The organism is Novosphingobium sp. ERW19 (assembly GCF_012641315.1).
Taxonomy (GTDB): domain Bacteria; phylum Pseudomonadota; class Alphaproteobacteria; order Sphingomonadales; family Sphingomonadaceae; genus Novosphingobium.
Map to the genome: position 1 here is coordinate 514,109 of NZ_JABAIC010000001.1, position 21,897 is coordinate 536,005.

Consider the following 21,897-nt stretch of genomic DNA (forward strand, 5'->3'; position numbering starts at 1 on the left):
CGAGAATGAACGCACCTACCCTCGCCCGCGCGATCCGCGCGGTGATGCTGACGCCTGATCCGCGTGACAAGGTCATGGCGGCGCGCGACGTGGTGCGCCGCTGGCGTGCGGGCGAGCTGGCGATGGTGTTCGACGTGGCGATGCCGGACTATCCCGCCCGGCCGGACAGGCCGGAACTGCTGCCGCCAAATGCCATGCCCAAGCGCGGGCGCGGATCAGCGCATGGGCGGTTGGCCCTGCTCCATGCGCTGGCGCACATCGAGTTCGTGGCGATCGACCTGGCGCTGGATGCGGCGGGGCGCTTCGGTGCGCAGATGGGGCGGCAGTTCGTCGATGACTGGCTGTCTGTCGCAGCGGACGAGGCGATGCATTTCGCCCTGATTTCCCGTCGCCTGCGCACGCTGGGCAGCTTCTACGGAGCGATGCCGGCGCATGACGGGTTGTGGGATGCCGCGCGCGAGACGGCGCATGATGTGGCGGCGCGGCTGGCGGTGGTGCCGATGGTGCTGGAAGCGCGCGCGCTGGATGTGACGCCGGCGACTGTCGAGCGGTTTCTGGCGGGGGGCGACGAGCGTTCCGCCCGCATCCTGCAAAGAATCGTTGACGACGAAATTCGCCATGTGCGGTTTGGCACAACACATTTCGGCGCAGTCTGCCAAATGAGGGGCGAATCCCCCGTGGACCTATGGAAAACCTTGGTTCAGCAGCACTTCCGCGGTGCCGTTAAGCCACCGTTCAACGACTCGGCGCGTCGATCAGCCGGTTTGTCGCGCGAAATGATGGCAGGGGTTGCCTGCCTGTAACCTGCCCCTCATACCCCAATTCACGAGATGGCGGGGGGTTCCGACCAACTCTGAAAAATCCCGGGCGACAGGCCGCACGTCTGTCTGTTGCCGCAAATCGGGTTCGCTCTGGGGGTTTCAGGGCTTGCTGCTTCACGGCGAAAATGCCGGGAGTGGAGAGCCGAAGAAAAGGTCGTACGGGTCGTAATGTTGTTCAACACCAACACCTTCAAGACTGTATTCAGCGCCCTGACGGCGGTTGTTGCATTCTCTTCCGCGCCGGCATTCGCAAACAGCGCCGCTTCCGCAGACATCGCCGCCCCGCTTCGCGCTGCCGAAGCTGCCAAGGCAGGCGTCTCGGCCGATCGTGGCGACGAAGAATTCCGCCGCCTCTTTGCCAGCTGGCAGCAGCTCGACAATGGTATCCTGCCTTCGTCGAAGCCCACCACCATCCGCAAGGCTTCGGTTTCGATCCCGTCGCTGGCTCCGGTAGCGATGACCCGCCTTTCGAGCGGCTACGGCATGCGTGAGCACCCGGTGCTCGGCGGCCGCCGCGCCCACAAGGGCATTGATCTTTCCGCACCGACCGGCACGCCGATCCGCGCCAGCGCTGATGGCGTCGTGGAAAAGGCCGAATGGTTCGGCGGCTACGGACTGTTCGTCGGTCTTGACCACGGCGGCGGCATGGAAACCCGTTACGGCCACATGTCGCGCGTGGCGGTTGCCGAAGGGCAGCAGGTCCGCAAGGGCGACATCATCGGTTACGTCGGTTCGACCGGCCGTTCGACTGGTCCCCACCTCCACTATGAAGTCCGCGTTTCGGGCGAAGCTGTGAACCCGCTGCCCTACATGCAGGGCAAGGGCGACGCGCTTTACGCTGCGAACGACAAGACCGCTGGCCGCGGCGGTCCGGAAGAATAAGGAACAGGGTCGCAGAGACCCGTTCATCACGGAGCATCTTGGAGAGGATGCGGAAAAGGGCGACGGTGACGGCGCCCTTTTCTGTTTCCGGGCCTGCACTATCTCAAGATGGCCAATTCGCCTGTCGGCGAATGCCCACCCCCTGCCCCTCCCGCCTGCGGGAGGGGAGTGGCTTTCAATCCGGCAGCAGCGTCGCCAGCGCTCGCGCGATGTTGCCGATCGTATAGGGCTTCTGCACGACCGGACGGGCGCGATGGATGTCCGGGAACTTCGCCTGCTCGCCATAACCGGTGGCGAACATGAAGGGCACTTCGCGTTCATGCAGGGCATCGGCGATCGGAAAGCTGGTGCCGATGCCAAGATTGATGTCGAGCAGGGCGATTGTCGGGCTCGACGTTTCGATCAGATCAAGCGCAGCATCGACCGACCCCGCCGTCACGACGGAATCCGCGCCGAGGCGGGAGAGGATGTCCTCGGCATCGAGCGCGATGATCAGGCTGTCCTCGACCAGCAGGACGCGCTGACCGGCCAGCAGGTTCTGCGGCGGCTCTTCGACATGGCCGGGGCCAGACTTGGGGAAATGGATCACGCGCGCGGCGCCCGAGGCCTCGGCGAGGTGGCGCTTGGGGATGGTGAGGTCAGCCTCGAACCCGCTTTCGAGAAAGCGCACCGCGGCCTCGCCGCCCAGGTCATAGGGCACCGAGCGCTGGATGATCGTGGTGCCGAAGCCCTGCCGCTGCGGTTCGCGCACCGGCGGTCCGCCCACCTCGCGCCACGTGACGAGAAGATCGCCCTTGGCAGCCTGGGTCCAGTCAATGAGAACATGGCCATCGGGGACCGAAAGGCTGCCGTACTTGCTCGAATTGGTGACGAGTTCGTGGAGGACCAGCGCCATCGTCGAATAGGCGAGAGGGTTGAGCATAACCGGCTCACCCGAGCTGCGGATGCGCTTGCTGTCGACCATGAAGGTCGCCGCCTCGGCGTCGATGAGGGATTGCAGTGGCGCTGGACCCCAGTGGTCCTCGGTGATCTGGTTGTGCGCGCGGGCCAATGCGTGGATGCGGCCGTCGATCAGCTTGACGAAGCCCGCCAGCGCCGGGTCGCTGGCCTGCGACTGGCGGATGAGGCCGCGGATCAGGCCGAGGATGTTGCGCACGCGGTGGTTGAGCTCGGCGATCAGCAGTTCCTGCCGGTCGCTCGCCTGCTGGCGTTCGGCGGAGGCCTCGTCGGACAAGCGCAGCACGACCTCGATCAGCGTGGCGCGCAGCGTTTCGGCAACGCGCAGTTCGGATGAAGTGAACGGTTCGGACTTGCCGCGAACCAGCTCCTTCCACTCGGCAAAGCTTTCGCGGGGGGAGAGACGCGGTCCATTGGGGCCGTACTCCACCGGCTTGTGCGGATCGCCCGCCCAGCGGACCGAACGCACCATCTCCGACCGGAACAGCACGACGTAATCGCGTGGCGATCGGGAGATGGGGATGGCAAGCAGGCCGGCGACCTTGTCGGAGAAGCGATAGGTATCGGGGATCAGCGAGCCGATATGGTCGGTTGCGTAGACCTTGCCGGCGGCGGTGGTGTTGAGCGCGCGGATGATGCGGCGGAAGTCCTCGGTGGGCGGGCACTGGCCGGAAAAGGCGTAACCGCCCGAAAGCCAGACGCCAACGCCATCCGCCGCTATTGCATGCGTCAGGATGTCGGCCAGCCAGTCGGGATCGCGCAGCAGGCTTTCATCCGAGGCGACGGCGCCCAGCAGTTGGTCGGAAATGTCGCGGGCGCGGCGTTCGAACTCCATGGTCGCCTGCCGCTCGCGGCTTTCGAGGCGCATGCAGAACATCTGGGCGAACAGCTCGGCAACGGCGCGGCGTTCGAAGTTGGGATTGTTGGGCGAATAATGGTGGCAGGCGAACAGGCCCCACAGCTTGCCATCGACGATGATCGAGATCGAGAGCGAGGCGTCGACGCCCATGTTCTTGAGGTATTCAATGTGGATCGGCGAAACCGAGCGCAGCAGCGAGAGCGACATGTCGAGCGGGGCGCCGGTCTCGTCCAGCGCGGGAAGCACCGGGACGGGCGTGGCATGGACGTCACCAATCACGCGCAGCATGTTGCGCAGGTATAGCTGGCGGGCCTGGGCCGGAATGTCGCTGGCGGGGTAATGCAGGCCGAGGAATTGCCCGATGCCGGGGCGACAGGCTTCGGCCACGACTTCGCCCGATCCGTCGGCGGCAAAGCGATAGACCATGACGCGATCGAACTGGATCAGCGCGCGGATCTGGCGCGCGCCTTCGCGGTAGAACGCGGTCATGTTCTTGCACTGGTCAAGCCGCGCAAACATCGAGCGGACCATGCCGGTGACATCGCCGAGACTCCCGCGTGAGGGTTCGGCCTCGATGACGATCTGGCTGCCGCTATAGTGGACCGCGACATCGAAGTTGCCCCTGCCAGCGACGAGCGGGACATCGAACATGCGTTCGACCGCGTCGTCATTGCGGAGCATGGTGGTGCGGTTGCGCAGGTCGTGCACGGCCTGCGGCAGGAACACCTCGTCAAGCGAGCGTCCGTAGACGTCGGCAAGCTCGTGGCCGATGAATTCGTGAAGGTTCGCCGAGGCGCGGGCGATCATCCAATCGGCGGTCAACGCTATCAGGAAGCCGCTGGGCTGGATGGTGCCGATGATGTGGATCGGTTCGCGATCGCAGTTGGTCAGGTCGACCGCGTAGTCAGTGCTCAAGGACGCGAACTCCGGCTTGCGCACGAGCGGCGGCTTCGAAAAGGGCGAAGGCCGCACGCGCGGCGGCAAGGGCCGCGGCCTGGCAGGCAGGCGCGACGAGTTCGTGGTCGATCAGGGCGACGAGCGAGCGCCAGCGTGACGAATCCGCGTCTGACAGGAACCGGCGGGGGAGATGCGCGGGTACGCGCCGGGCGAGCATCGCTCCGCCGAGGCGCGAACCTTCGACCACATAGAGCGCGCCGAGCATTTCGGCCGTGGAGCGAAACCCGGGCGACTCGAGCAGTCCGGGGGCGCCGAGGCCGAGGTCTGCGAGGTCGGCAAGGATGCGGCTTGCGCGTTGGCGGTGCGACCAGTCGCAGACGATGTTCTCGATGCCGGCAGCGGTGAGCGCGGCTTCGAGCGGGAGCAAGGCGGAAGCCTGGGCCAGCAGGAATTCGCGGTAATCGGCAGGATCGCCAAGGTCGAACCGGGCGAAGGCGGCGTCGACGCGATCGTGGTCCGTCCGGGTGCGTTCGCGAAGGAGCATGCGGGCCGACTGGCCAGAGGTATCAGAATTCGACAACGGCCACCGACCAGACATAACGTGCGTTAACGTTTGCCAACGCGCTAGCGCGCTGATGGGTTCCTGCCGCAGATGGCTTTTTCGCCGGAAGGCATCGAATCCCCGCCCTGCTGATGGGCCAAGACCATGAAATCCCGCCACAAAGGGCATACGTCATTCGACGCGTATACCTCTGCCACTGACGCTCCATAGTGCTGCCCCGAAGCGGGGCTTTTTCCCGCCGCATGGCATGCAGATCGAGGGTCGGCAGATGGCAGGTGTTCAGGTTGGCAATCGCATCATCGGCGCGGACGCGCCAGTGACAGTCGGTTGGGAGAACGTGCCCAAGGTTGAAGGCGGGGCATTCAAGCGGGCGTTCTTCACCTGGTTCCAGCCGGTGACCTTCTTCGGCTTCCTGCTGTTCTGGTACTATGCGCCCAACGAGTGGGCCGTGGCATCGACGGGCATTGCCATCGGCATCGGCTTCAAGGTGCTGCTCCTGGCGCTGGAGTGGGTCAACCCGCGGTTCCGATCATGGCAGCTGACGTGGAAGGAGCTGGTGACCGACCTGTTCTATGTCGGCCTTGGCTACACCGTGCTGCGCATCGTCGACCAGTTCATCGGGTCTGATGCGATCATCGGCATGTTGCAGAGCAATTTCGATTTCGGCAAGGTGGCGTGGTTCACCGGGCTGCCGCTGCTGCTGCAGGCGTTCCTGATCTCGTTCGTGTTCGACTTCGGCCAGTACTGGATGCATCGCGGCATGCACAACTGGTACCCGCTGTGGCTGACCCATGCACCGCACCACTTCATCACCCAGCTCAACATCAACAAGGGCGCGGTGGGCAATCCGGTGGAGCTGTTCCTGATCGGGCTTGGCATCGGCGGCTTCTTCGACTTCCTGCCGCGCGCCTTCCTGATCGCCGGGACCTTCGGCCTCGCGGTGAGCACCTACCAGCACATCAACGTGCGCTTCAACACGCCGCGCTGGTGGCGCTTCCTGTTCAACACGACCGAGCACCACAGCGTCCACCACTCGCTCGACTATGAAGCGACGCGCAGCAACTATTCGGGCACGTGGATCATCATCGACCGGATGTTCGGCACTTGCGTCGATGGCGAGGCAGAAGTGCTGGGCATGGAAGGCGGGCGCCGCATGCACATCCGCGAGGTGATGCACTATCCGTTCAGCGAGGCGTGGAAGACGCTGCGGGCGAAGTTTGGTGGTGGACTCGGTGGCGCGCATACGGCGGTTCCGGCGGAATGAACGGTCTGGCTGCGACATCGCCCTGGACGCAACCGATGACGCCGGAAAAGCCGCGTTCTGCCAAGCGCCTGATCGACTGGATCTGGACGGTGCGCGATGAAGTGCCGGTGCCCGAGGGGCTCGGCGCGGACGAGGCACTGGCAAGGGTTTCGCCAGCGTTCGCAGCCGATGGTTACAGCGTTCAGCCGATGAGCGAGGGTCTTGCCTATGCCAACCCCTCCCCCGCCGCGCAGGACACGATGGCCACATTCGAAAGGGGTGCGCTGCAGGTGGAGGAAACGGCGACGGGGCGCGTGCTGCGCTATCGCCTGACCAGCCGCTTCATGCTGTTCTGCTTCCTGCTGCCCTTCCTGTTCATCGGCTTCGGGCAGTTGACGCTGGCCGTTGGCGCATACCAGAAGGCGCAGGCCGAAGCCAAGGAGAAGGCCGCAGGGGCGAAGAAGGACGACAAGAAGGACGAACCGGTCCTGACCCTGCACCCGATCGACAAGTTCCTCGGCGCACCCGCTCCGGAAAAGCCCAAGGACGGCGAAGGCGGCAGTCGCAAGCGCAAGCCTTCGGCAACGGCGGCCTACGTGTTCTCGGGGATTTTCGCGTTCTTGTATCTGGTCGGGCGGTTTCTCGAACCGTGGCTGGTGCGGCGGATGTTTCGGCGGAGGCTGGCGGGGGAGGTATAGGGGGGCTGGTCTCGGTTAGCTTAAGCGAGAATAGCTTCCATAACCGCACCATTACCGTCACCCCGGGCTTGGCCCGGGGTCCCGCTTTCGTTCTGTTCGCACCATGGACAGGGAAAGGCTCGGCGGCTGGGTCTACATCATGGCCGACCGTTACCGAGGCGCGATGTACGTCGGCGTGACCTCGCACCTTGCCGCGCGCATCCATCAGCACCGCAACGATGGAGGGTCGGACTTCTGCGCTCGGTACGGCTTGAAATGGCTGGTCTGGGCGGGGCGCGGTGACCGTATCGAAGACTGCATCGCGCATGAGAAGCGTCTGAAGCGCTGGCGCAGAGAGTACAAGTTCGACCTGATCGAGCGCGGCAATCCTGACTGGCTGGATCTTTACGACGTGATCGTCGGATAGCTTGCGCGAGGAAAGCGGGACCCCGTGTCAAGCCCGGGGTGACGGGAAAGGGAGGGAGCGCCAAAGTCCGCACGGTGCGCCTGAGCCAATGGCCGTTTCTGAGGACCGGCAGTAGTGGCTGAAACGGCCGCTTTCGGATGGTTAGCTGCCGCTTGCCTTGCTTGGAATGCCAAATATTTCTTCGCACCAGATCATAGTTGGATCACGGAGCCAAGCCGTGTTTGCTGGCGTCTCGAACTGGGCAAGCTGCTTCATGTCGACGCCATATCTGCGGCAAAATCCGATAATCTCCCACATATCATCATCCGTTGGCGCGCGATTGAGCACAATGAATAAATCTCTGACTTCTCCATAATAATCAGCAACGAAAGTCATCCGATCGAGCCACTCGAAAAAGGCTCTTTCATCGGCATCGTGGTAATAAAGGATGTCAGTGGCAATGATCTGGGGAGGTTTGGACATCCAGATTTTATGTCAGTGCAGAGGACGGTATGCAACGACGGCAAAGGCGTCGCAAGCGGAATGACGGTTTCCGGTCCAGCAGCTCTCAATAGCCGCCGTGTGACTAAGCACGCTGCGCCCTAACCCTTCACCCACCGCGCGGCGAAGAAGCCGTCGATGCCGCCTTGTTCTCCCAGCATACCGGGATCAGAGCGGAAGTGGCCGTTGGTCGGGGCCAAGCCCTCGGGCAGTTCCACCTCGGTGACCGGCGCGGGGGTCAGCTTGTCGAAGGCCAGCGCCTGCAACTCGCCTTCCTCGCGCTCCAGCGAGCAGACCGCGTAGACCAGCGTGCCACCGGGGGCGAGCCAGGTGGCGGCGCGGTCGAGCATGGCGGATTGCAGGGCGGTCAGTTCGGCGAGGTTGGCGTGGCGGTGCAGGACGTCGGGGTGGCGGCGGCAGGTGCCGGTGGCGCTGCAGGGGGCGTCGAGCAGGATGGCGTCGAAGGGGTGTTCGGGTTGCCAGTTCAGGGCATCCGCCACCACCACTTGCGCGGTGAGTCCGCTGCGCTTGAGGTTTTCGGCGAGGCGTTCGGTGCGGCGGGCGGACTTGTCGAGCGCGGTGACCTCCCAACCGGCGGCGGCGAGTTGGAGAGTCTTGCCGCCCGGCGCGGCGCAAAGGTCGAGGGCGCGGCGGCCCTGTCCTTCGCCCATCAGGCGCGCGGGCACGCTGGCGGCGAGGTCCTGCACCCACCATGCGCCTTCACGGAAGCCTTCGAGCGCTTCGACGGAACCAGCGCGGGCGAGGCGGACGTGGCCGGGGGCGAGCGAGTGCCCGCCGAGGCGTTCGGCCCAGTGCGCGGTCTGCGCCCGATCGCGCAAGCTGAGATCGAGCGGGGGCGGTTCGGCAAGGCCTTGGGCGATGGCGCCGATACGGTTGGGCCATGCGAGTTGCCAGCGCGCGGCGGCGGCGGGCGGAAGCGTGGGCGCTTCGGGCAGCGTTGCGCCGCTCTTGGTGACAGCGGAGAACACGCCGTGCGCCAGCCGTCGCGGGCCGCCCACAAGCAGCGGCAACCCGGTGGCGACAATGGCGTGGCCGGGCAGGTTCAGGCGCAGGGCCTGTGCCAGCATCAGGCGCAGGACCGAGCGGACCTTGGCATCCTCGGGCAGGGGCTGCTTCGTCGCGCCATCGATCAGGGCATCGAGATCGGCCATCCAGCGCAGGGATTCCTGCGCGATGGCCAGCGCGAGCGCGCGGTCGTCGGCGCGTTCGATCGCGCGCAGGATCGGCGGGGCGGCCTGATCGAGCGGATCGCCCCGATTGAGCACGGCATCGAGCATACGCAGCGCGGCGCGGCGGGCGGGAACGCCGGGAACTTCATCGGCAGGAGTGGAACGGGCCATATCCCGCAGCCTATCGGCGCTTGTGCCCCAATATGCAATTGCAGTTCGGCGCGCGAAGCCCCATCTGCAGAGGCATGGAAAAGCCCACTCCTCGTGCGACGCAGCGCCCCGCGGACTTCACCCCGCCCGCGCACTGGACCAACGACCCCGCCCCTGCCCCCAAGGCGATCGAGCGCGGAGATGATCCGGACGGCCTTGATCCCACGCGCTTCGGCGACTGGGAGAAGAACGGGATTGCGATTGATTTCTGAGCCTGCGGACGTAGCTTGCGCCTGCATTGCAGCCGAGTGGCGATACGATTAATCTCGCCCCATGGGGCTTTTCGATCTTTTCCGGCGCAAGCGGCCTCCGGCCCCTAGCCAGAGCCGCATCGACTATCTGTTGACGGTGAAGCACGACCAGCTGGAGGCGCCCAAAGACGCTTTTGGCGGCGTCAACTTTCTGGCGTTCGTCGAGCAGCAGCTTGTCGATGGGCCGTTGCATCTGGCTCTGTGGAACCTTGGTAGTCAGGTTAAGGACTGCTTCCAGCTCGCCAATCTCTACTGGGGTCAAGGGGATCTGGACCGGGCCGAGAGCTACATGCGCCAATCGCTGGAACGGCACCGGCGGCTGTTGCGGGCAATGGCCGAGCATGGCCAACCGGCAAGGGCCTATGACGGCATCGAAAATGCCAAGGCGGCGGCCTGTCTGCTGGAGAGCACGGACGAAGTCTTTTCCACCGAGGGCGGAAAAGAGCACTGCTACGAGCCGTGGTTCATCAACACCTTGCTAGACCGCTGTCTTGACGATGCGCCGTTCGACATGGGGGCATGGAGTGCGGCTTGCGATGCATGGACCCGCAAGCGGCACCCGCGATACCGGCTGGAGGAGTTCGGGTTTTACGTGAAGGCACTGACCGGCGGGTTTGCCTCGACAGCGAAGATGTTCACGGCGCACGAGGCAATGTTCACCGGACGGGCGAAGCGCTCGCCCGATGCCGACTTTCTGGCGGGCTATCGTGACAACGACCTGATCATCGACTTCATCTTCGCCGCCGTGCTGAAGCGGATCGGGTGGGAGGGAACGTATCGGCATAGCTGGCCTGCGACCGACGTGGTGGGTTCTCCAGCGCGCACGACGCGGGAGCCGGATCGCTATCTCGATGTCAATGCGGCGCCCGTGCCGCAGCCCGATGCGCAAAGCGGTGTGATTGCCGACGCCGCCGAGGCGCGCAGGTTCATCGATTCAACTTTGGCGGGCATGCCGCAGTTTGAGGACTATCCCACGGATGCCCGCCGTCCGGCGAAAGCGCGTAGCAAGGTTTCCGGCGAGTTGGCCGCGCTCGGATGGAGCAATGACCCGGCATCGCTGGATCTCATGCGCGCCTACCGGATGGACTGCATTCCCAATGGCAGCACGCACATCTCCCTGTGCGACCCGCTGCCCGGTTCGGCGACCACATTGAAGGGCTGGACGGAGTTGCTGGTCGGCGAGTTCGACCTGCATCCGAATTTCATTGCCATTGCCGGGAGCGAGGACCGGTCGGACTATGCCGACCCGCAAGGGCGTTGGTACGTCTACTGGAAGCAGGACAAGCGGATTTATGCAGTCGAGCGAGACGATTGGGACAGACCCGAGATCGCGACGCAGGATGCGCGCATCGGGCTGACGTGCTGGCCTTCATACTGCAGTTTCGTGGCATGGTGGATCGCCGAGCACCTGCGCGCGACAGCGTAATTACCCGCCATGCCGGTCGAGCGGTCAGCCCTGCTCGTCGCCCTTGCAGTCACCCTTGTGCTTTGAGGTGAGGGCCATCTGCATGACCATCTGCTTGCCGTTGGGGGCAGTGCCGTTCATGTCCATGGTCATGTCGTAGGTATCGGGGCTGTAGGTTCCGGCGAGGGTCATCTTCGCCATGTTGCCGGCGTCCTCACCGGTGCCCTTGCAGGTCATGGTAGCGTCGATCTTCCCGTTCCCCATGGTGAACGTGTCGTACTTGCAGTCTTCGCCCTGCTGGCCGAAGAACTTGCCATCGGGCTTTTCCGCCTCTTCCTTGGTCAGGCACGAGGCGAAGGTCCTGGTTTCCCCAAGCATCTTCTGCATCGCCGCCTTGGCCTCGGGCGGCATGCCTTCCACTTCGAACTTCTTGAACTGCATGGTCAATTCCCAGCGACCGGGATTGAGCTTCATCCCCGCATCGGCGACCGACTTGGCGACTTCGGCCGTGCTGGCGTTCTTCTTGTCGACGGTGCCGCCATCGTTGCAGGCAGCGAGCAGGGCCAGCGGAATCAGGGCAATTGCAGCGCGCATCGGGTCTCGTCCTCTCTCGTTCCGGCAAGCAGGCTAACACCCTGCCGAAAAAGCGCCAGTGCGCCACGTCACCGCCCGACGCGAGGTTGTATGGGCGCGGTTTGTTCCCCATATTCGCGCCATGGCCGAACTCGTTATTCGCAGGGGACTCGAAGAGCCCGACACTTCCGGCACTTTCGTGCCGCACAAGCCGCAGCGCCCCGACAAGATCGAGGGCGGCAGGCCTTTCAAGGTTGTGTCCGACTACCAGCCTGCGGGCGACCAGCCAACCGCGATTGCCGATCTTGTGGCGGCAGCGCGCGATGGCGACCAGACGCAGGTCCTGCTTGGCGTGACCGGTTCGGGCAAGACCTTCACCATGGCCAAGGTGATCGAGGAACTGCAGCGCCCCGCCCTGATCCTCGCCCCCAACAAGATCCTCGCCGCACAGCTCTATGGCGAGATGAAGAGCTTCTTCCCGGAAAACGCGGTGGAGTACTTCGTCTCGTACTACGACTACTACCAGCCCGAAGCCTACGTGCCCCGGTCTGACACCTATATCGAGAAGGAGTCCTCGACCAACGAGGCAATTGACCGGATGCGCCACTCGGCCACGCGCTCCTTGCTCGAACGCGATGACGTGATCATCGTCGCCTCTGTCTCGTGCATCTACGGCATCGGCTCGGTCGAGACCTATTCCGCGATGATCTTCGACCTCAAGGTCGGCCAGAGCGTCGACAGCGGCGAGATCATCCGCAAGCTGGTGGCGCTGCAGTACAAGCGCAACGACGCCGGCTTTGCACGCGGCAACTTCCGCGTACGCGGCGACAATCTCGAAATCTTTCCCTCGCACTACGACGATACCGCCTGGCGCGTGAGCTTCTTCGGTGACGAGGTGGAGGAGATTGTCGAGTTCGATCCGCTGACCGGCAAGGCTGGGGCCAAGCTGACGAATGTGCGCGTCTATGCGAACTCGCACTACGTTACCCCCGGACCGACGATGCAGCAGGCGGCTCAGGCGATCCGCTTCGAGTTGACGGAGCGGCTCAAGGAACTGGTCGAAGAAGGCAAGCTGCTGGAAGCGCAGCGGCTGGAGCAGCGCACCAACTTCGATCTCGAGATGATTGCGGCCACCGGATCATGCGCGGGGATCGAGAACTACAGCCGCTTCCTGACCGGCCGCCTGCCCGGTGAGCCGCCGCCGACGCTGTTCGAATACCTGCCCGACAACTGCCTGCTGTTCCTAGATGAAAGCCACCAGACCGTGCCGCAGATCGGCGCGATGGCGCGGGGCGACCACCGTCGCAAGCTGACGCTGGCGGAGTACGGCTTCCGCCTGCCCTCGTGCATCGACAACCGCCCGTTGCGGTTCAACGAATGGGACGCGATGCGCCCGCAGACTATCGCGGTTTCGGCAACGCCGGCGCAGTGGGAGATGGAACAGGCGGGCGGCGTCTTTGCCGAACAGGTGATCCGCCCAACCGGCCTGATCGACCCGCCGGTGCTGATCCGTCCGGTCGAGGACCAGGTGCAGGACTGCATCAACGAGTGCAAGCTGACCGCCGCCAACGGCTACCGCACGCTCGTCACCACGCTGACCAAGCGCATGGCCGAGGACTTGACCGAGTTCATGCACGAGGCGGGGCTCAAGGTGCGCTACATGCACTCCGACGTCGAGACGCTGGAGCGCATCGAACTGATCCGCGACTTGCGTCTGGGCGTCTATGACGTGCTGGTCGGCATCAACCTGCTGCGCGAGGGCCTCGACATCCCTGAATGCGGGCTGGTGTGCATTCTGGACGCGGACAAGGAAGGCTTCCTGCGCAGCGAAACCTCGCTGATCCAGACCATCGGCCGCGCCGCGCGCAATGTCGATGGCCGCGTGATCCTCTACGCCGACCGCATGACCGGCTCCATGGAACGCGCCATTGCCGAGACCGATCGCCGCCGTGCCAAGCAGGAGGCCTACAACCTCGAACACGGCATCACCCCGCAGACGATCAAGCGCAACATCCACGATATCGTTGCCGACACGGCGAGCCGCGATGGCGTGCTGGTGGATATCGACGCGGATGGGGCCAACAACCTCGTCGGCCACAACCTTCGCGGCTACATCGAGGAGCTTGAGAAGAAGATGCGCGCGGCAGCAGCGGATCTGGAGTTCGAGCTGGCCGGACGGTTGCGCGACGAGATCCGGCAGCTGGAGGCTTCGGAACTTGGCCTGCCCGAGGGTGAGCGCAAGGCGCCGATCGTCGGGCGGAGCAACGAGGGCAAGCCGGGCACGCGCAAGACGCGGTATGGGAAGAGCCAGAAGACGAAGTGGGGGCGGTGAGGGTAACGCCCTGACTGGCACCAAATTGGTCGCACTTAAAATGTGTGAGACCGGTTTTGCCGCCTATTCAAGCTGCCCGAGGTGGGTATCGGATGGGCGATCAGATTGACAACGCGGATGATGTCCCTTATAAAGGACACGTGCAAATCGTCCAGACTGCCCGTTTTCGGGCTTGGCTTGACGGTCTGCGCGATCGGCGGGCGCGGTTGCGGATTGACGACCGCTTGATGCGCCTTGCTGCAGGAAATGCTGGAGACACGAAATCGGTTGGGAATGGTGTGCAGGAACTGCGCCTGCATTTCGGTCCCGGCTATCGTATCTACTATATCTGGCAAGGCGACGTCTTGGTCATCTTGCTGAACGGTGGCGACAAGAACACGCAATCGCGTGACATCGCACTGGCCCACAAGATGGTGAGGGAAGCCGACGATGGCATTGAAGGTCTACCCATTTGATCCAGCCAATCATCTTGAGACCGAAGAGGACATCCTTTTTTATCTCGAAGCGGCAATGGAAGGGAACGATCCCAAGCATATCGCCGGAGCGCTGGGAAGCATCGCGCGCTCCAAGGGCATGAGCGAGATTGCCCGGAAAACCGGTTTGGGGCGTCAGGCCCTCTACAAATCCCTCTCCGAAGACGGTAACCCCACACTTGAAACACTGGTGGCGGTCCTTTCGGTGCTTGGGCTCGAATTGACCGTCCAGAAGCGGGCCGCCTGATACTGTCGTGAAGAATCTGATTGTTGCCATCGCGGCCCTCACCCTTGCCGCCTGTTCGAAATCGCCCGCGATGCCCGCGCGTGAGGGGGCGCCGGATGGGGCGGTGCGGATGGCCATGCCTGAGGGCGAGGCCTTGCCGGGGGTGCGCGATGGGGAATCGCAGGCGTCATGGGCCGCCGGCTCGGATGGACTTTCGGTGCGCTACGGGCATCCGGGGGAGCCGCCGCTGGTTTCGCTTGTCTGCCGCGAGGGCGTGCTGACGGTGACGCGCCATGCCGCCGCGCCGGTGGGGGCGCAGGCGCTGTTCGCGCTGGTCGGGAGCGACGGGATCATGCGGCTGCCCGTGGACGCGACATCAGTGCCGGGGCAGCGCGGCTATATCTGGCAGGGCACGATCTCGGCCGATGACAGCCGGGCCAAGGTGCTTGGCGGGTCCTACAACGGCACGCTGCCGGGCGCGGGGATGATCAAGGTTTCGGCCGGAGCGCCGGTGCGCGACCTTATCGCCAGGTGCCGCCGTTCTGCGCCGGCTGCCGCGCCGGAGCCCATCGCCCCGGCGCAAATCGCCGAATAAGTCAGACCTTGCCGAACCTCGCTTCATAGGCGGCGGTATCGCCGCTGGCGAGAAGCTTGGCCTGCTCCACCCAGTTGTCGCGCGTGGCGCGCCCTGCGAAGGTGCCGAGCTGGGCGTCAATCCGCGCGATGTCCTCGTCGGTCCACGCCGCGATCTGCGCGTAGCTGGTCACGCCAAGCGAGGCGAGGAGGGCCTTGAGCTTGGGGCCGACGCCCTTGATGCGGCCGAGGTCGTCGCCGCCCTGCGGAGCGGGGGCAGGTGCCGAAACCGGCGCGGCCTCGATCACTTCCTCGGCAGCGGCGGCAGCCACGACTTCGCCGATCCCGGCCATGGTGCCAACGCCCGGCGGCGGCGTGACAAGAGCGGCGGCGCTTGGCGCATCAATCAGGGCCGTGTTGCGGGCGGCCTTTTCGGCGCCTTCCGAAAGGACGTCGGTGTATTCGCGCCGCTTCGGAGCCGGCTTGGTGCGCCCCCACACCCACCACACCACGAACGCGACGACAAGAACGATGCCCGCCAGCAGGATCTGGTTGGCTTCGAGCGATTGCAGCATCTGCATGACCCCTTAAACGAAAAGTGCGCGCGAAAATTCCAGCGACGATCTCAGGCCGGTTGCTGCTTGCGAAACAGCACGCGGTCCTCTGGCCCGAACGCGCGGACCCACAACATGTAGCAGTAAATACCCAGAATTGCGGGAATTCCAACGGCCAGTTCGGCCCATTCGGGTGCCCAGGTCATCGCCACGCCCACCGCGATGGCGGGTATGATCGCCCAGGCAAGGCCCCAACGCCAGTTGCTGATCGAATGGCCGAGAATGCGGGTCAGCACCCGGGACTTCACGGCCGAGGACAGGCCAAGCGAGATGGCCAAGGCCAGCGACGCCGCAGCGGCGACGTACATCGGCCCCGGCGTCACCTGCCTGGCCACAAGGATCAGGAAGATGGTCAGCACCGCCTGCAGCGCGATCGTGGCCAGGCTGATCCACAGGTTGCGCATGCGGGCGAGATAGACCAGCGCCGCCTCGCTCACCACCGCCTTGGACGCGACGACTTCGGCGACCAGCAGGAACACCAGCGCCGCCGTGCCCGAGACGAATGCGGGACCGCCGAGGCCCATCAGACCCTCGCCCGGAATGCCCAATGCCAGAGCGATGCCGATCTGCGCCGCGCCAATCCAGAAGCCGACCTGGCAGACCTGCTTGGCGATCGCGGCGTAGTCCTTGTCCTTGACGCTGCGGGTGATCACGGGCCCAAGCACTGGTTCGAAGCTGGTCTTGAGCTTTTGCGGGAGCGAAGCAATCTGCTGGGCGAAGTAGTAGATGCCGACCGGCGCCTCGCCCACGAAGAAGCGCAGGATGAACACGTCGAGCTTGCGGGTGCCCCATTCCACGGCGTCCGCGCCTGCCAGCGGGATGTTGCGGCGGGCAATCTGCCACAGCGGGCCGGGGCGCGGCTTCCACGCACGCGGCAGGCCATATGTACGCAGCAGGACGAAGACCGCGACGCCCGTCGCCGCCCAGACCGAGGCGAGATAGGCAAGTGTGAGACCGGAGCTCGGCCAGATGAAATAGAATGCGCCGGCCGCGATGGAGATTGTCCACGGCTCAACCACCGAACGGGCGCGAACCGTGGTCGCCACGTCAAAGCGGTAGGCCAATGCAGCGAGGGCCAGGTCGCCTAGCGCGAGGCCGGGGATCGAAAGCACCAGCAGACGGTCGGCAAGCGTGAAATTGCCGCTGGGATACATCGATTGTGGGAACAGGTAGATCAGCGCGCCCATGCCGAGCGCCAGCGACATGGCCAGCAGCACGGCATCGCCGACGACGTTGGCGGGGTGCTCGTCGTTCTCGGCAAGACGCTGGGCAAGGCCGCGCTTCTGGCCGAGGGTTGCCAGCATCCCGGCAAATTCGACCATCACCAGTGCCGAGGCGAAGCGCCCCATGGCGGGTGCGCCATAAAGGCGGCTGGCGATGAAAAGGAACGGGATGCGCGCGAGAAGACGCAGCAGGAAGCCGAGAAAATTCGTCCGCCCGCCCTTGGCCAGCGCGGCGATATCCTGTTGGGGGGGCTTGGCTTCAGACAAGGACTGTTTCCGCCTTGAGCGGGCGCGACAGCAATCCTGCAACCACGTCCCGCGCCGGGGCAGCGCCTTTGAGGAGTGTCACCACGGCCTCGACGATCGGCATGGAGATATCCCGATTACGCGCGATTTCCGCGAGGACCGGCGCGGTGAAGGCGCCCTCGGCCACCGAGTTCCTTGCGCCAAGCACATCCGCTGCGCTGGCGCCTTCGCCCAGCGCCTTGCCGAGCGAGAAGTTCCGGCTGGAGGTGGAGGAACAGGTCAGCACGAGGTCTCCCAGGCCGGAAAGGCCGGACAGCGTTTCCGCCCGCGCGCCCAAGGCAAGGCCGAAGCGCTGCATCTCGGCAAAGCCGCGGCTGATCAGCGCCGCACGGGCGTTCTGGCCAAGCCCCAAGCCGTCCACCACGCCGCAGGCGATGGCGAGGACGTTCTTCACCGCGCCGCCGATTTCGGCACCGGCCACGTCATCGGAGTAATAGGGCCGGAAGGTCGGGCGGGCGATGGCAGTGGAAAGCCGCTGCCACTGCACTTCGCCGACTTCGCAGGCGAGCGTCACGGCGGTGGGCAGGCCCGCTGCCACTTCATGCGCGAAAGTGGGGCCGGACAGCACCGCGATTTCCGCGCCGGGTGCGGCGGTGCGGGCCACATCGGCCATGAGCCGCCCGGTCCCGGCTTCGATGCCCTTTGAGCAGAGCACGACGTCGCCGCTGTTGCGCCCCATTGCACCGAGCACGCTGGCCAGGAACTGCGCCGGGGTGACCATCAGCAGGACCGGAAGGGCTGCCATTTCCGCAAGATCGCGGGTGGCGCGGATCGAAGGTGCGAGCTTGGCCGAAGGCAAAAACAGGCTGTTGGTACGCTGGGCGTTGATTTCCTCGACCAGTTCGGCCTCACGCGCCCAGAGCAGGACTTGGCGGCCGTCGCTTGCCAGCATCTGGGCGAGTGCGGTGCCCCATGCGCCTGCGCCAACGACACCTACACCAGCGGTCATGCCTTCACCCCTGCGCCGCGCACCGGCGCGGCATTGTCGTCGAGCGGCCAGCGCGGGCGCGCTGCCACGTCAAGCGGGTCGGTATATCCCAGAGCGAAACGCTCAGCGCCAGCCCAGCCGATCATCGCGGCATTGTCTGTGCACAGTTTCGGCGGCGGGGCGACCAATGGGAGGCCGTGTTCGGCAGCCAGAGCTTCAAGCGCGCCGCGCAGCGCCGCATTGGCGGCAACGCCACCTGCAACGACCAGCGCCGTCATCCCGGGCGCAGCAGCGGCGAGCGCAATGCGCGTGCGATCAACCACGCAATCGAGCGCGGCCTGCTGGAACGAGGCGGCGATATCGGCATCGATGTGAATGCCCGCATCCTTGGCCCGCATCACCGCGCTCTTTAGCCCGGCGAAGGAGAAGTGCGGTTCGCCGCTTCCCACCAGCGGGCGCGGCAGCGGCACGGCCTTGGCATTGCCCTCGCGCGCCAACCTTTCGACGGCGGGGCCACCGGGATAGCCCAGGCCGAGGATCTTGGCGGTCTTGTCGAAGGCCTCGCCCAGCGCATCGTCGATGGTGGTGGCGAGGCGGCGATACTGGCCAACGCCTGCGACTTCGAGGATCTGGCAGTGCCCGCCCGAAACCAGCAGCAGCAGATAGGGGTACTGCAAGCTCGGATCAGCGAGGCGCGGCGACAGCGCGTGGCCTTCGAGGTGGTTGACCGCCACCAGCGGCTTGCCTGTCGCCATCGCCAGCGCCTTGGCGGTGACGAGGCCGACCATGACCCCGCCGATCAGGCCGGGGCCTGCAGTGGCGGCGATCGCATCGACGTCACCCAGCGTCATGCCCGCGTCGGCCAGCACCGCCTCGACCATCGGGCCCAGCACTTCGACATGCGCGCGCGCGGCGATTTCGGGCACGACACCACCGTAAGGGCGGTGCGCTTCGTCTTGTGAAGCAATGCGTTGCGCGACAATTCGCGCGCCAAGCGTGGTGCCATTGCCGTCGATCACCGCGGCGGCGGTTTCATCGCAGCTGGATTCTATGCCAAGGATCAGGGCCATCTGGCGCTTTCCTCTAATGATAATCCCCGTTACGGCAAGCAAAGCATGAACACAGCCACTCCCCAGAAGCCGCTGAGGCTCGGAACCCGCCGCTCCCCGCTCGCCATGGCTCAGGCGGAGGAAACCCGCGAACGACTGTGCGCCGCCCATGGTTGGGACCAAAGCATGGTGGAGATCGTGCCGGTCACCGCCAGCGGCGACAAGATCCTCGACCGGCCGCTGGCCGAGATCGGCGGCAAGGCGCTGTGGACCAAGGAACTCGACGCCTGGCTGTTCGAAGGCGAGATCGACTTCGCGGTCCATTCGATGAAGGACGTGGAAACGCTGCGGCCTGAAGAATTCTGCATCGCCGCCGTTCTTCCCCGCGCCGACGTGCGTGACGTGCTGGTTGGTGCGGCCTCCATCCATGCCATTCCGCCCGGCGCGCGCGTCGGCACCAGCGCGCCGCGCCGTGCCGCGCAGATGCTTCACGCCCGGCCGGACCTCAAGATCGTCGGCTTTCGCGGCAATGTCGCCACGCGGCTGGCGAAATTGCAGGCGGACGAGGCGGACGTGACCTTGCTGGCAGCTGCCGGATTGCAGCGATTGGGCGAGACTGGCGTCGGCACGCCGCTATCGGAGTTCGAATGGCTGCCTGCGCCGGCGCAGGGCGCGATCGGCATTGAATGCCTGGTGGCGAGCGATGACGTGCGCGGCTGGCTTTCAGCCATCGACGACCGCCCGACGCATCAGGCGGTCATGGCAGAGCGCGCGCTGCTGGCGGCGCTGGGCGGCAATTGCCACAGCCCGATTGCGGTGCTGACCACGCACCACGAAAGTTCGCTGACCGTGCGCGCCGCGATCTACAGCCCGGACGGGGCAGAGCGGATCGAGGCGAGCGAGACGTTCGCGCCCGCCGATGGCGAGGGTCCGAAGCGGCTGGCCCATCGCCTGCTGTCAGAGGCGCCGGAATCCGTGACGGTGCACTTCTCCGGCGAATGACCCGAATTGACCCGCTGCCGCTGGTGGTGATCCGGCCCGAGCCGGGGAATGCAGCAACCTGCGCGGTAGCGCGCGCGTTGGGGCTGGAACCAATCGCCGCGCCGCTTTTCGAGATCGAACCGGTGGACTGGGACGTGCCGGACGAGCGTTTTGACGCCATCCTTGCCGGCAGCGCCAACGTGTTTCGCCATGGCGGGGTGGGTTTGGCGGCCTTTGCAGATGTTTCGGTGATCGCGGTGGGGGAAACGACGGCGGCGGCGGCACGGTCTGCCGGGTTTGCCGTGGCGCGCGTCGGCGAAGGCGGATTGCAGCCGGTTGTCGCCACGCTGCCGCCCGGGAATTACATCCGAATCGCAGGTGAAGATCGCGTGACACTGACCCCGCCCGAGGGGGTGCGAATCGTCACGGTTGTAACTTACGCGTCCCGGAAACGGGCAGTTTCTGCAGCGCTCCAAACCTCCCTGAATCGCGGTGCGGTCGTGCTGCTGCACTCCGGCGAAGCGGCCAGCCATTTCGCCCAGGAATGCGAAAGACTTGGAATCTCCAAGGAAAGTCTCCATCTGGCATGCTTGGCCCCACGCATAGCGGAACTCGCTGGCAATGGCTGGGGCACAGTCGCAGTGGCTGCCGGCAGGACCGACAAGGAGGTTCTGGAACTCGGCGCGCGGATGTGCCAGACAGTGTGACATCGGGGCGACAGGACAAGCGAAAACGCATGGAGGATCTGGTTTACAGCGCGCGGGGGCAAAGCCCGCGAAGGAGCGGCATAGGCGGCCGCGGCATCGCTGCTCTGGTCGCCGGGTGCCTGCTGGCGGGTGCTGCCGGTGCGGCGTGGCTGGGATGGCATAACGGCCTGATCGACGTGCGCATGGACAGCTCGGGCCTGCCGCAGCTGGTTACTTCGCCTGCCACCGAGCCTGCTCCCGGCCCGTCCGCCGCCGAGACTGCGGCAGCGCAGGCGCAGATCGGAGCGCAGATTGACAGTACCGCCGCCAGGATCGCCATGCTCGAACAGCGGCTGGCCGAATTGAACCAGCAAGCGATTGCCGCGTCGGGCAACGCCACCCACGCCGAATCGCTGCTGCTCGCCTTCGCCGCGCGCCGCGCATTGGAGCGCGGCCAACCCCTCGGCTGGATCGAGGCACAGTTGCGCGCGCGCTTCGGCACCACGCAGGGCGCGGCGGTGGACCGCGTGATTGCCGCAGGCGCCGCGCCGGTCACGCTGGCGCAGCTTGGCGAACAGTTCGAACTCCTCGCGCCCGAACTGGTCGGCGGCAAGGCGGATGAAGGCACGCTCGACTGGCTCGGCCGCCAGTTGTCCGACCTCTTCGTGATCCGCCACGACGATTCCCCCTCGCCCGCGCCCGAAAGCCGCCTGCAACGCACCCGCGCGTACCTCGCGGGCGGGAAGATCGAGGCCGCTGCGGCAGAAGTCGAAAAGATGCCCGGCCACGACGCCGCGCAAGACTGGCTGGTCCGCGCGCGTGATTACATGGCGACGCAGCGGGCTTTGGATCAGCTTGAGGCGGCAGCGCTGATGGGTGCGCAGCCGGTGAGCGCGCCTGCACAGGCGGTTGCGCCCGAGCCGTCGGCAAGTGCTTCGCCTGCAGTGCCGCCGCTCCCACCGGCGGGATCTACGCCGCAGATTTAAGTGGTTTTAGTTTGGGGCGGTAGCTGAGTCCGCTTTTCCGATTTTCACAACAAGAGGTGCCGTTCAGGATACGACGCCGTTGCGGA

Annotated in this window: 23 protein-coding genes; 14 read left to right on the top strand and 9 right to left on the bottom strand. The window is 65.3% G+C overall.

What is annotated here, in order from left to right:
• The first annotated feature begins 5 nt into the window (after window positions 1–5).
• Window positions 6–803: a ferritin-like domain-containing protein gene (locus HGI46_RS02645; protein WP_118072405.1), complete on the top strand. Its 798-nt coding sequence runs from the start codon at window positions 6–8 to the stop codon at window positions 801–803.
• 186 nt (window positions 804–989) lie between these two features.
• A complete protein-coding gene (locus HGI46_RS02650) occupies window positions 990–1,703 on the top strand; it encodes a M23 family metallopeptidase (RefSeq protein WP_118072406.1) in 714 nt (237 codons plus the stop codon).
• Window positions 1,704–1,878: 175 nt separating this feature from the next.
• Here HGI46_RS02650 and HGI46_RS02655 read toward each other — a convergent pair whose 3' ends face one another.
• Window positions 1,879–4,434 carry an HWE histidine kinase domain-containing protein gene (locus HGI46_RS02655; protein ID WP_168902964.1) on the bottom strand — a complete coding sequence of 852 codons (2,556 nt, stop codon included), beginning with the start codon at window positions 4,432–4,434 and terminating at the stop codon, window positions 1,879–1,881.
• The gene (locus HGI46_RS02660; RefSeq protein WP_168902965.1) at window positions 4,424–4,960 is read right to left on the bottom strand and encodes a biliverdin-producing heme oxygenase; all 537 of its coding nucleotides are present in this window, start codon (window positions 4,958–4,960) and stop codon (window positions 4,424–4,426) included. Before HGI46_RS02660 ends, HGI46_RS02655 begins: the two co-directional genes overlap by 11 nt.
• Before the next feature lie 286 nt (window positions 4,961–5,246).
• Here HGI46_RS02660 and HGI46_RS02665 point away from each other — a divergent pair, with 286 nt between their 5' ends.
• The 3 genes from HGI46_RS02665 (at window position 5,247) to HGI46_RS02675 (ending at window position 7,325) form a co-directional block, all read left to right on the top strand.
• Window positions 5,247–6,242 carry a sterol desaturase family protein gene (locus HGI46_RS02665; protein WP_168902966.1) on the top strand — a complete coding sequence of 332 codons (996 nt, stop codon included), beginning with the start codon at window positions 5,247–5,249 and terminating at the stop codon, window positions 6,240–6,242.
• Window positions 6,239–6,919: a hypothetical protein gene (locus HGI46_RS02670; protein ID WP_240946530.1), complete on the top strand. Its 681-nt coding sequence runs from the start codon at window positions 6,239–6,241 to the stop codon at window positions 6,917–6,919. The genes HGI46_RS02665 and HGI46_RS02670 overlap by 4 nt, the downstream gene beginning before the upstream one ends.
• 103 nt (window positions 6,920–7,022) lie before the next feature.
• Complete coding sequence (locus tag HGI46_RS02675; RefSeq protein WP_168902968.1) at window positions 7,023–7,325, top strand: GIY-YIG nuclease family protein; 303 nt, start codon at window positions 7,023–7,025, stop codon at window positions 7,323–7,325.
• A gap of 141 nt (window positions 7,326–7,466) precedes the next feature.
• Here the strand turns inward: HGI46_RS02675 and HGI46_RS02680 are convergent, their stop codons facing one another.
• Together HGI46_RS02680 and HGI46_RS02685 are read right to left on the bottom strand one after the other, a co-directional pair.
• Window positions 7,467–7,787: a hypothetical protein gene (locus tag HGI46_RS02680; RefSeq protein ID WP_168902969.1), complete on the bottom strand. Its 321-nt coding sequence runs from the start codon at window positions 7,785–7,787 to the stop codon at window positions 7,467–7,469.
• A 119-nt stretch (window positions 7,788–7,906) separates the two neighbouring features.
• Window positions 7,907–9,166 (bottom strand): methyltransferase domain-containing protein, encoded by a 1,260-nt coding sequence (locus HGI46_RS02685; RefSeq protein WP_168902970.1) that lies wholly within the window; start codon window positions 9,164–9,166, stop codon window positions 7,907–7,909.
• A 74-nt stretch (window positions 9,167–9,240) separates the two neighbouring features.
• On the opposite strand from HGI46_RS02685, the gene HGI46_RS02690 reads away from it, so the two are divergent.
• Both HGI46_RS02690 and HGI46_RS02695 read left to right on the top strand, forming a co-directional pair.
• Window positions 9,241–9,417: a DUF1674 domain-containing protein gene (locus tag HGI46_RS02690; protein ID WP_168902971.1), complete on the top strand. Its 177-nt coding sequence runs from the start codon at window positions 9,241–9,243 to the stop codon at window positions 9,415–9,417.
• 61 nt (window positions 9,418–9,478) lie between these two features.
• Complete coding sequence (locus HGI46_RS02695) at window positions 9,479–10,882, top strand: tetratricopeptide repeat protein (RefSeq protein ID WP_168902972.1); 1,404 nt, start codon at window positions 9,479–9,481, stop codon at window positions 10,880–10,882.
• A 24-nt stretch (window positions 10,883–10,906) separates the two neighbouring features.
• Here HGI46_RS02695 and HGI46_RS02700 read toward each other — a convergent pair whose 3' ends face one another.
• On the bottom strand, window positions 10,907–11,455 hold the full coding sequence (locus HGI46_RS02700) for a DUF3617 domain-containing protein (RefSeq protein ID WP_168902973.1): 549 nt from the start codon (window positions 11,453–11,455) through the stop codon (window positions 10,907–10,909).
• 121 nt (window positions 11,456–11,576) lie between these two features.
• Here HGI46_RS02700 and uvrB point away from each other — a divergent pair, with 121 nt between their 5' ends.
• From uvrB to HGI46_RS02720, 4 genes are all read left to right on the top strand, one after another.
• Window positions 11,577–13,766, top strand: a complete 2,190-nt coding sequence (gene uvrB, locus HGI46_RS02705) for an excinuclease ABC subunit UvrB (RefSeq protein WP_168902974.1) — start codon at window positions 11,577–11,579, stop codon at window positions 13,764–13,766.
• Window positions 13,767–13,858: 92 nt separating this feature from the next.
• Complete coding sequence (locus HGI46_RS02710; protein ID WP_168902975.1) at window positions 13,859–14,221, top strand: type II toxin-antitoxin system RelE/ParE family toxin; 363 nt, start codon at window positions 13,859–13,861, stop codon at window positions 14,219–14,221.
• Window positions 14,196–14,486, top strand: coding sequence for an addiction module antidote protein (locus HGI46_RS02715; protein WP_168902976.1), 291 nt, complete (start codon window positions 14,196–14,198; stop codon window positions 14,484–14,486). The genes HGI46_RS02710 and HGI46_RS02715 overlap by 26 nt, the downstream gene beginning before the upstream one ends.
• Before the next feature lie 7 nt (window positions 14,487–14,493).
• Entirely contained in the window at window positions 14,494–15,060 is a 567-nt protein-coding gene (locus tag HGI46_RS02720; RefSeq protein WP_168902977.1) for a hypothetical protein, read from the top strand.
• A gap of 1 nt (window position 15,061) precedes the next feature.
• On the opposite strand, the gene HGI46_RS02725 is transcribed toward HGI46_RS02720, so the two are convergent.
• The 4 genes from HGI46_RS02725 to tsaD are packed head-to-tail and all read right to left on the bottom strand — an operon-like array spanning window position 15,062 to window position 19,179.
• Entirely contained in the window at window positions 15,062–15,613 is a 552-nt protein-coding gene (locus HGI46_RS02725) for a hypothetical protein (protein WP_118074536.1), read from the bottom strand.
• A 50-nt stretch (window positions 15,614–15,663) separates the two neighbouring features.
• Complete coding sequence (locus HGI46_RS02730) at window positions 15,664–17,142, bottom strand: oligosaccharide flippase family protein (RefSeq protein ID WP_168902978.1); 1,479 nt, start codon at window positions 17,140–17,142, stop codon at window positions 15,664–15,666.
• Window positions 17,135–18,130 carry an NAD(P)H-dependent glycerol-3-phosphate dehydrogenase gene (locus HGI46_RS02735; protein WP_168902979.1) on the bottom strand — a complete coding sequence of 332 codons (996 nt, stop codon included), beginning with the start codon at window positions 18,128–18,130 and terminating at the stop codon, window positions 17,135–17,137. The genes HGI46_RS02730 and HGI46_RS02735 overlap by 8 nt, the downstream gene beginning before the upstream one ends.
• Window positions 18,127–19,179: a tRNA (adenosine(37)-N6)-threonylcarbamoyltransferase complex transferase subunit TsaD gene (tsaD, locus tag HGI46_RS02740; protein WP_168902980.1), complete on the bottom strand. Its 1,053-nt coding sequence runs from the start codon at window positions 19,177–19,179 to the stop codon at window positions 18,127–18,129. Before tsaD ends, HGI46_RS02735 begins: the two co-directional genes overlap by 4 nt.
• Window positions 19,180–19,224: 45 nt before the next feature.
• On the opposite strand from tsaD, the gene hemC reads away from it, so the two are divergent.
• The 3 genes from hemC to HGI46_RS02755 are packed head-to-tail and all read left to right on the top strand — an operon-like array spanning window position 19,225 to window position 21,811.
• Window positions 19,225–20,160, top strand: coding sequence for a hydroxymethylbilane synthase (gene hemC / locus HGI46_RS02745; RefSeq protein WP_168902981.1), 936 nt, complete (start codon window positions 19,225–19,227; stop codon window positions 20,158–20,160).
• Window positions 20,157–20,846 (top strand): uroporphyrinogen-III synthase, encoded by a 690-nt coding sequence (locus tag HGI46_RS02750; RefSeq protein ID WP_206065481.1) that lies wholly within the window; start codon window positions 20,157–20,159, stop codon window positions 20,844–20,846. The genes hemC and HGI46_RS02750 overlap by 4 nt, the downstream gene beginning before the upstream one ends.
• A gap of 29 nt (window positions 20,847–20,875) precedes the next feature.
• The gene (locus HGI46_RS02755; protein ID WP_206065482.1) at window positions 20,876–21,811 is read left to right on the top strand and encodes a mitofilin family membrane protein; all 936 of its coding nucleotides are present in this window, start codon (window positions 20,876–20,878) and stop codon (window positions 21,809–21,811) included.
• Window positions 21,812–21,897 lie beyond the last annotated feature (86 nt).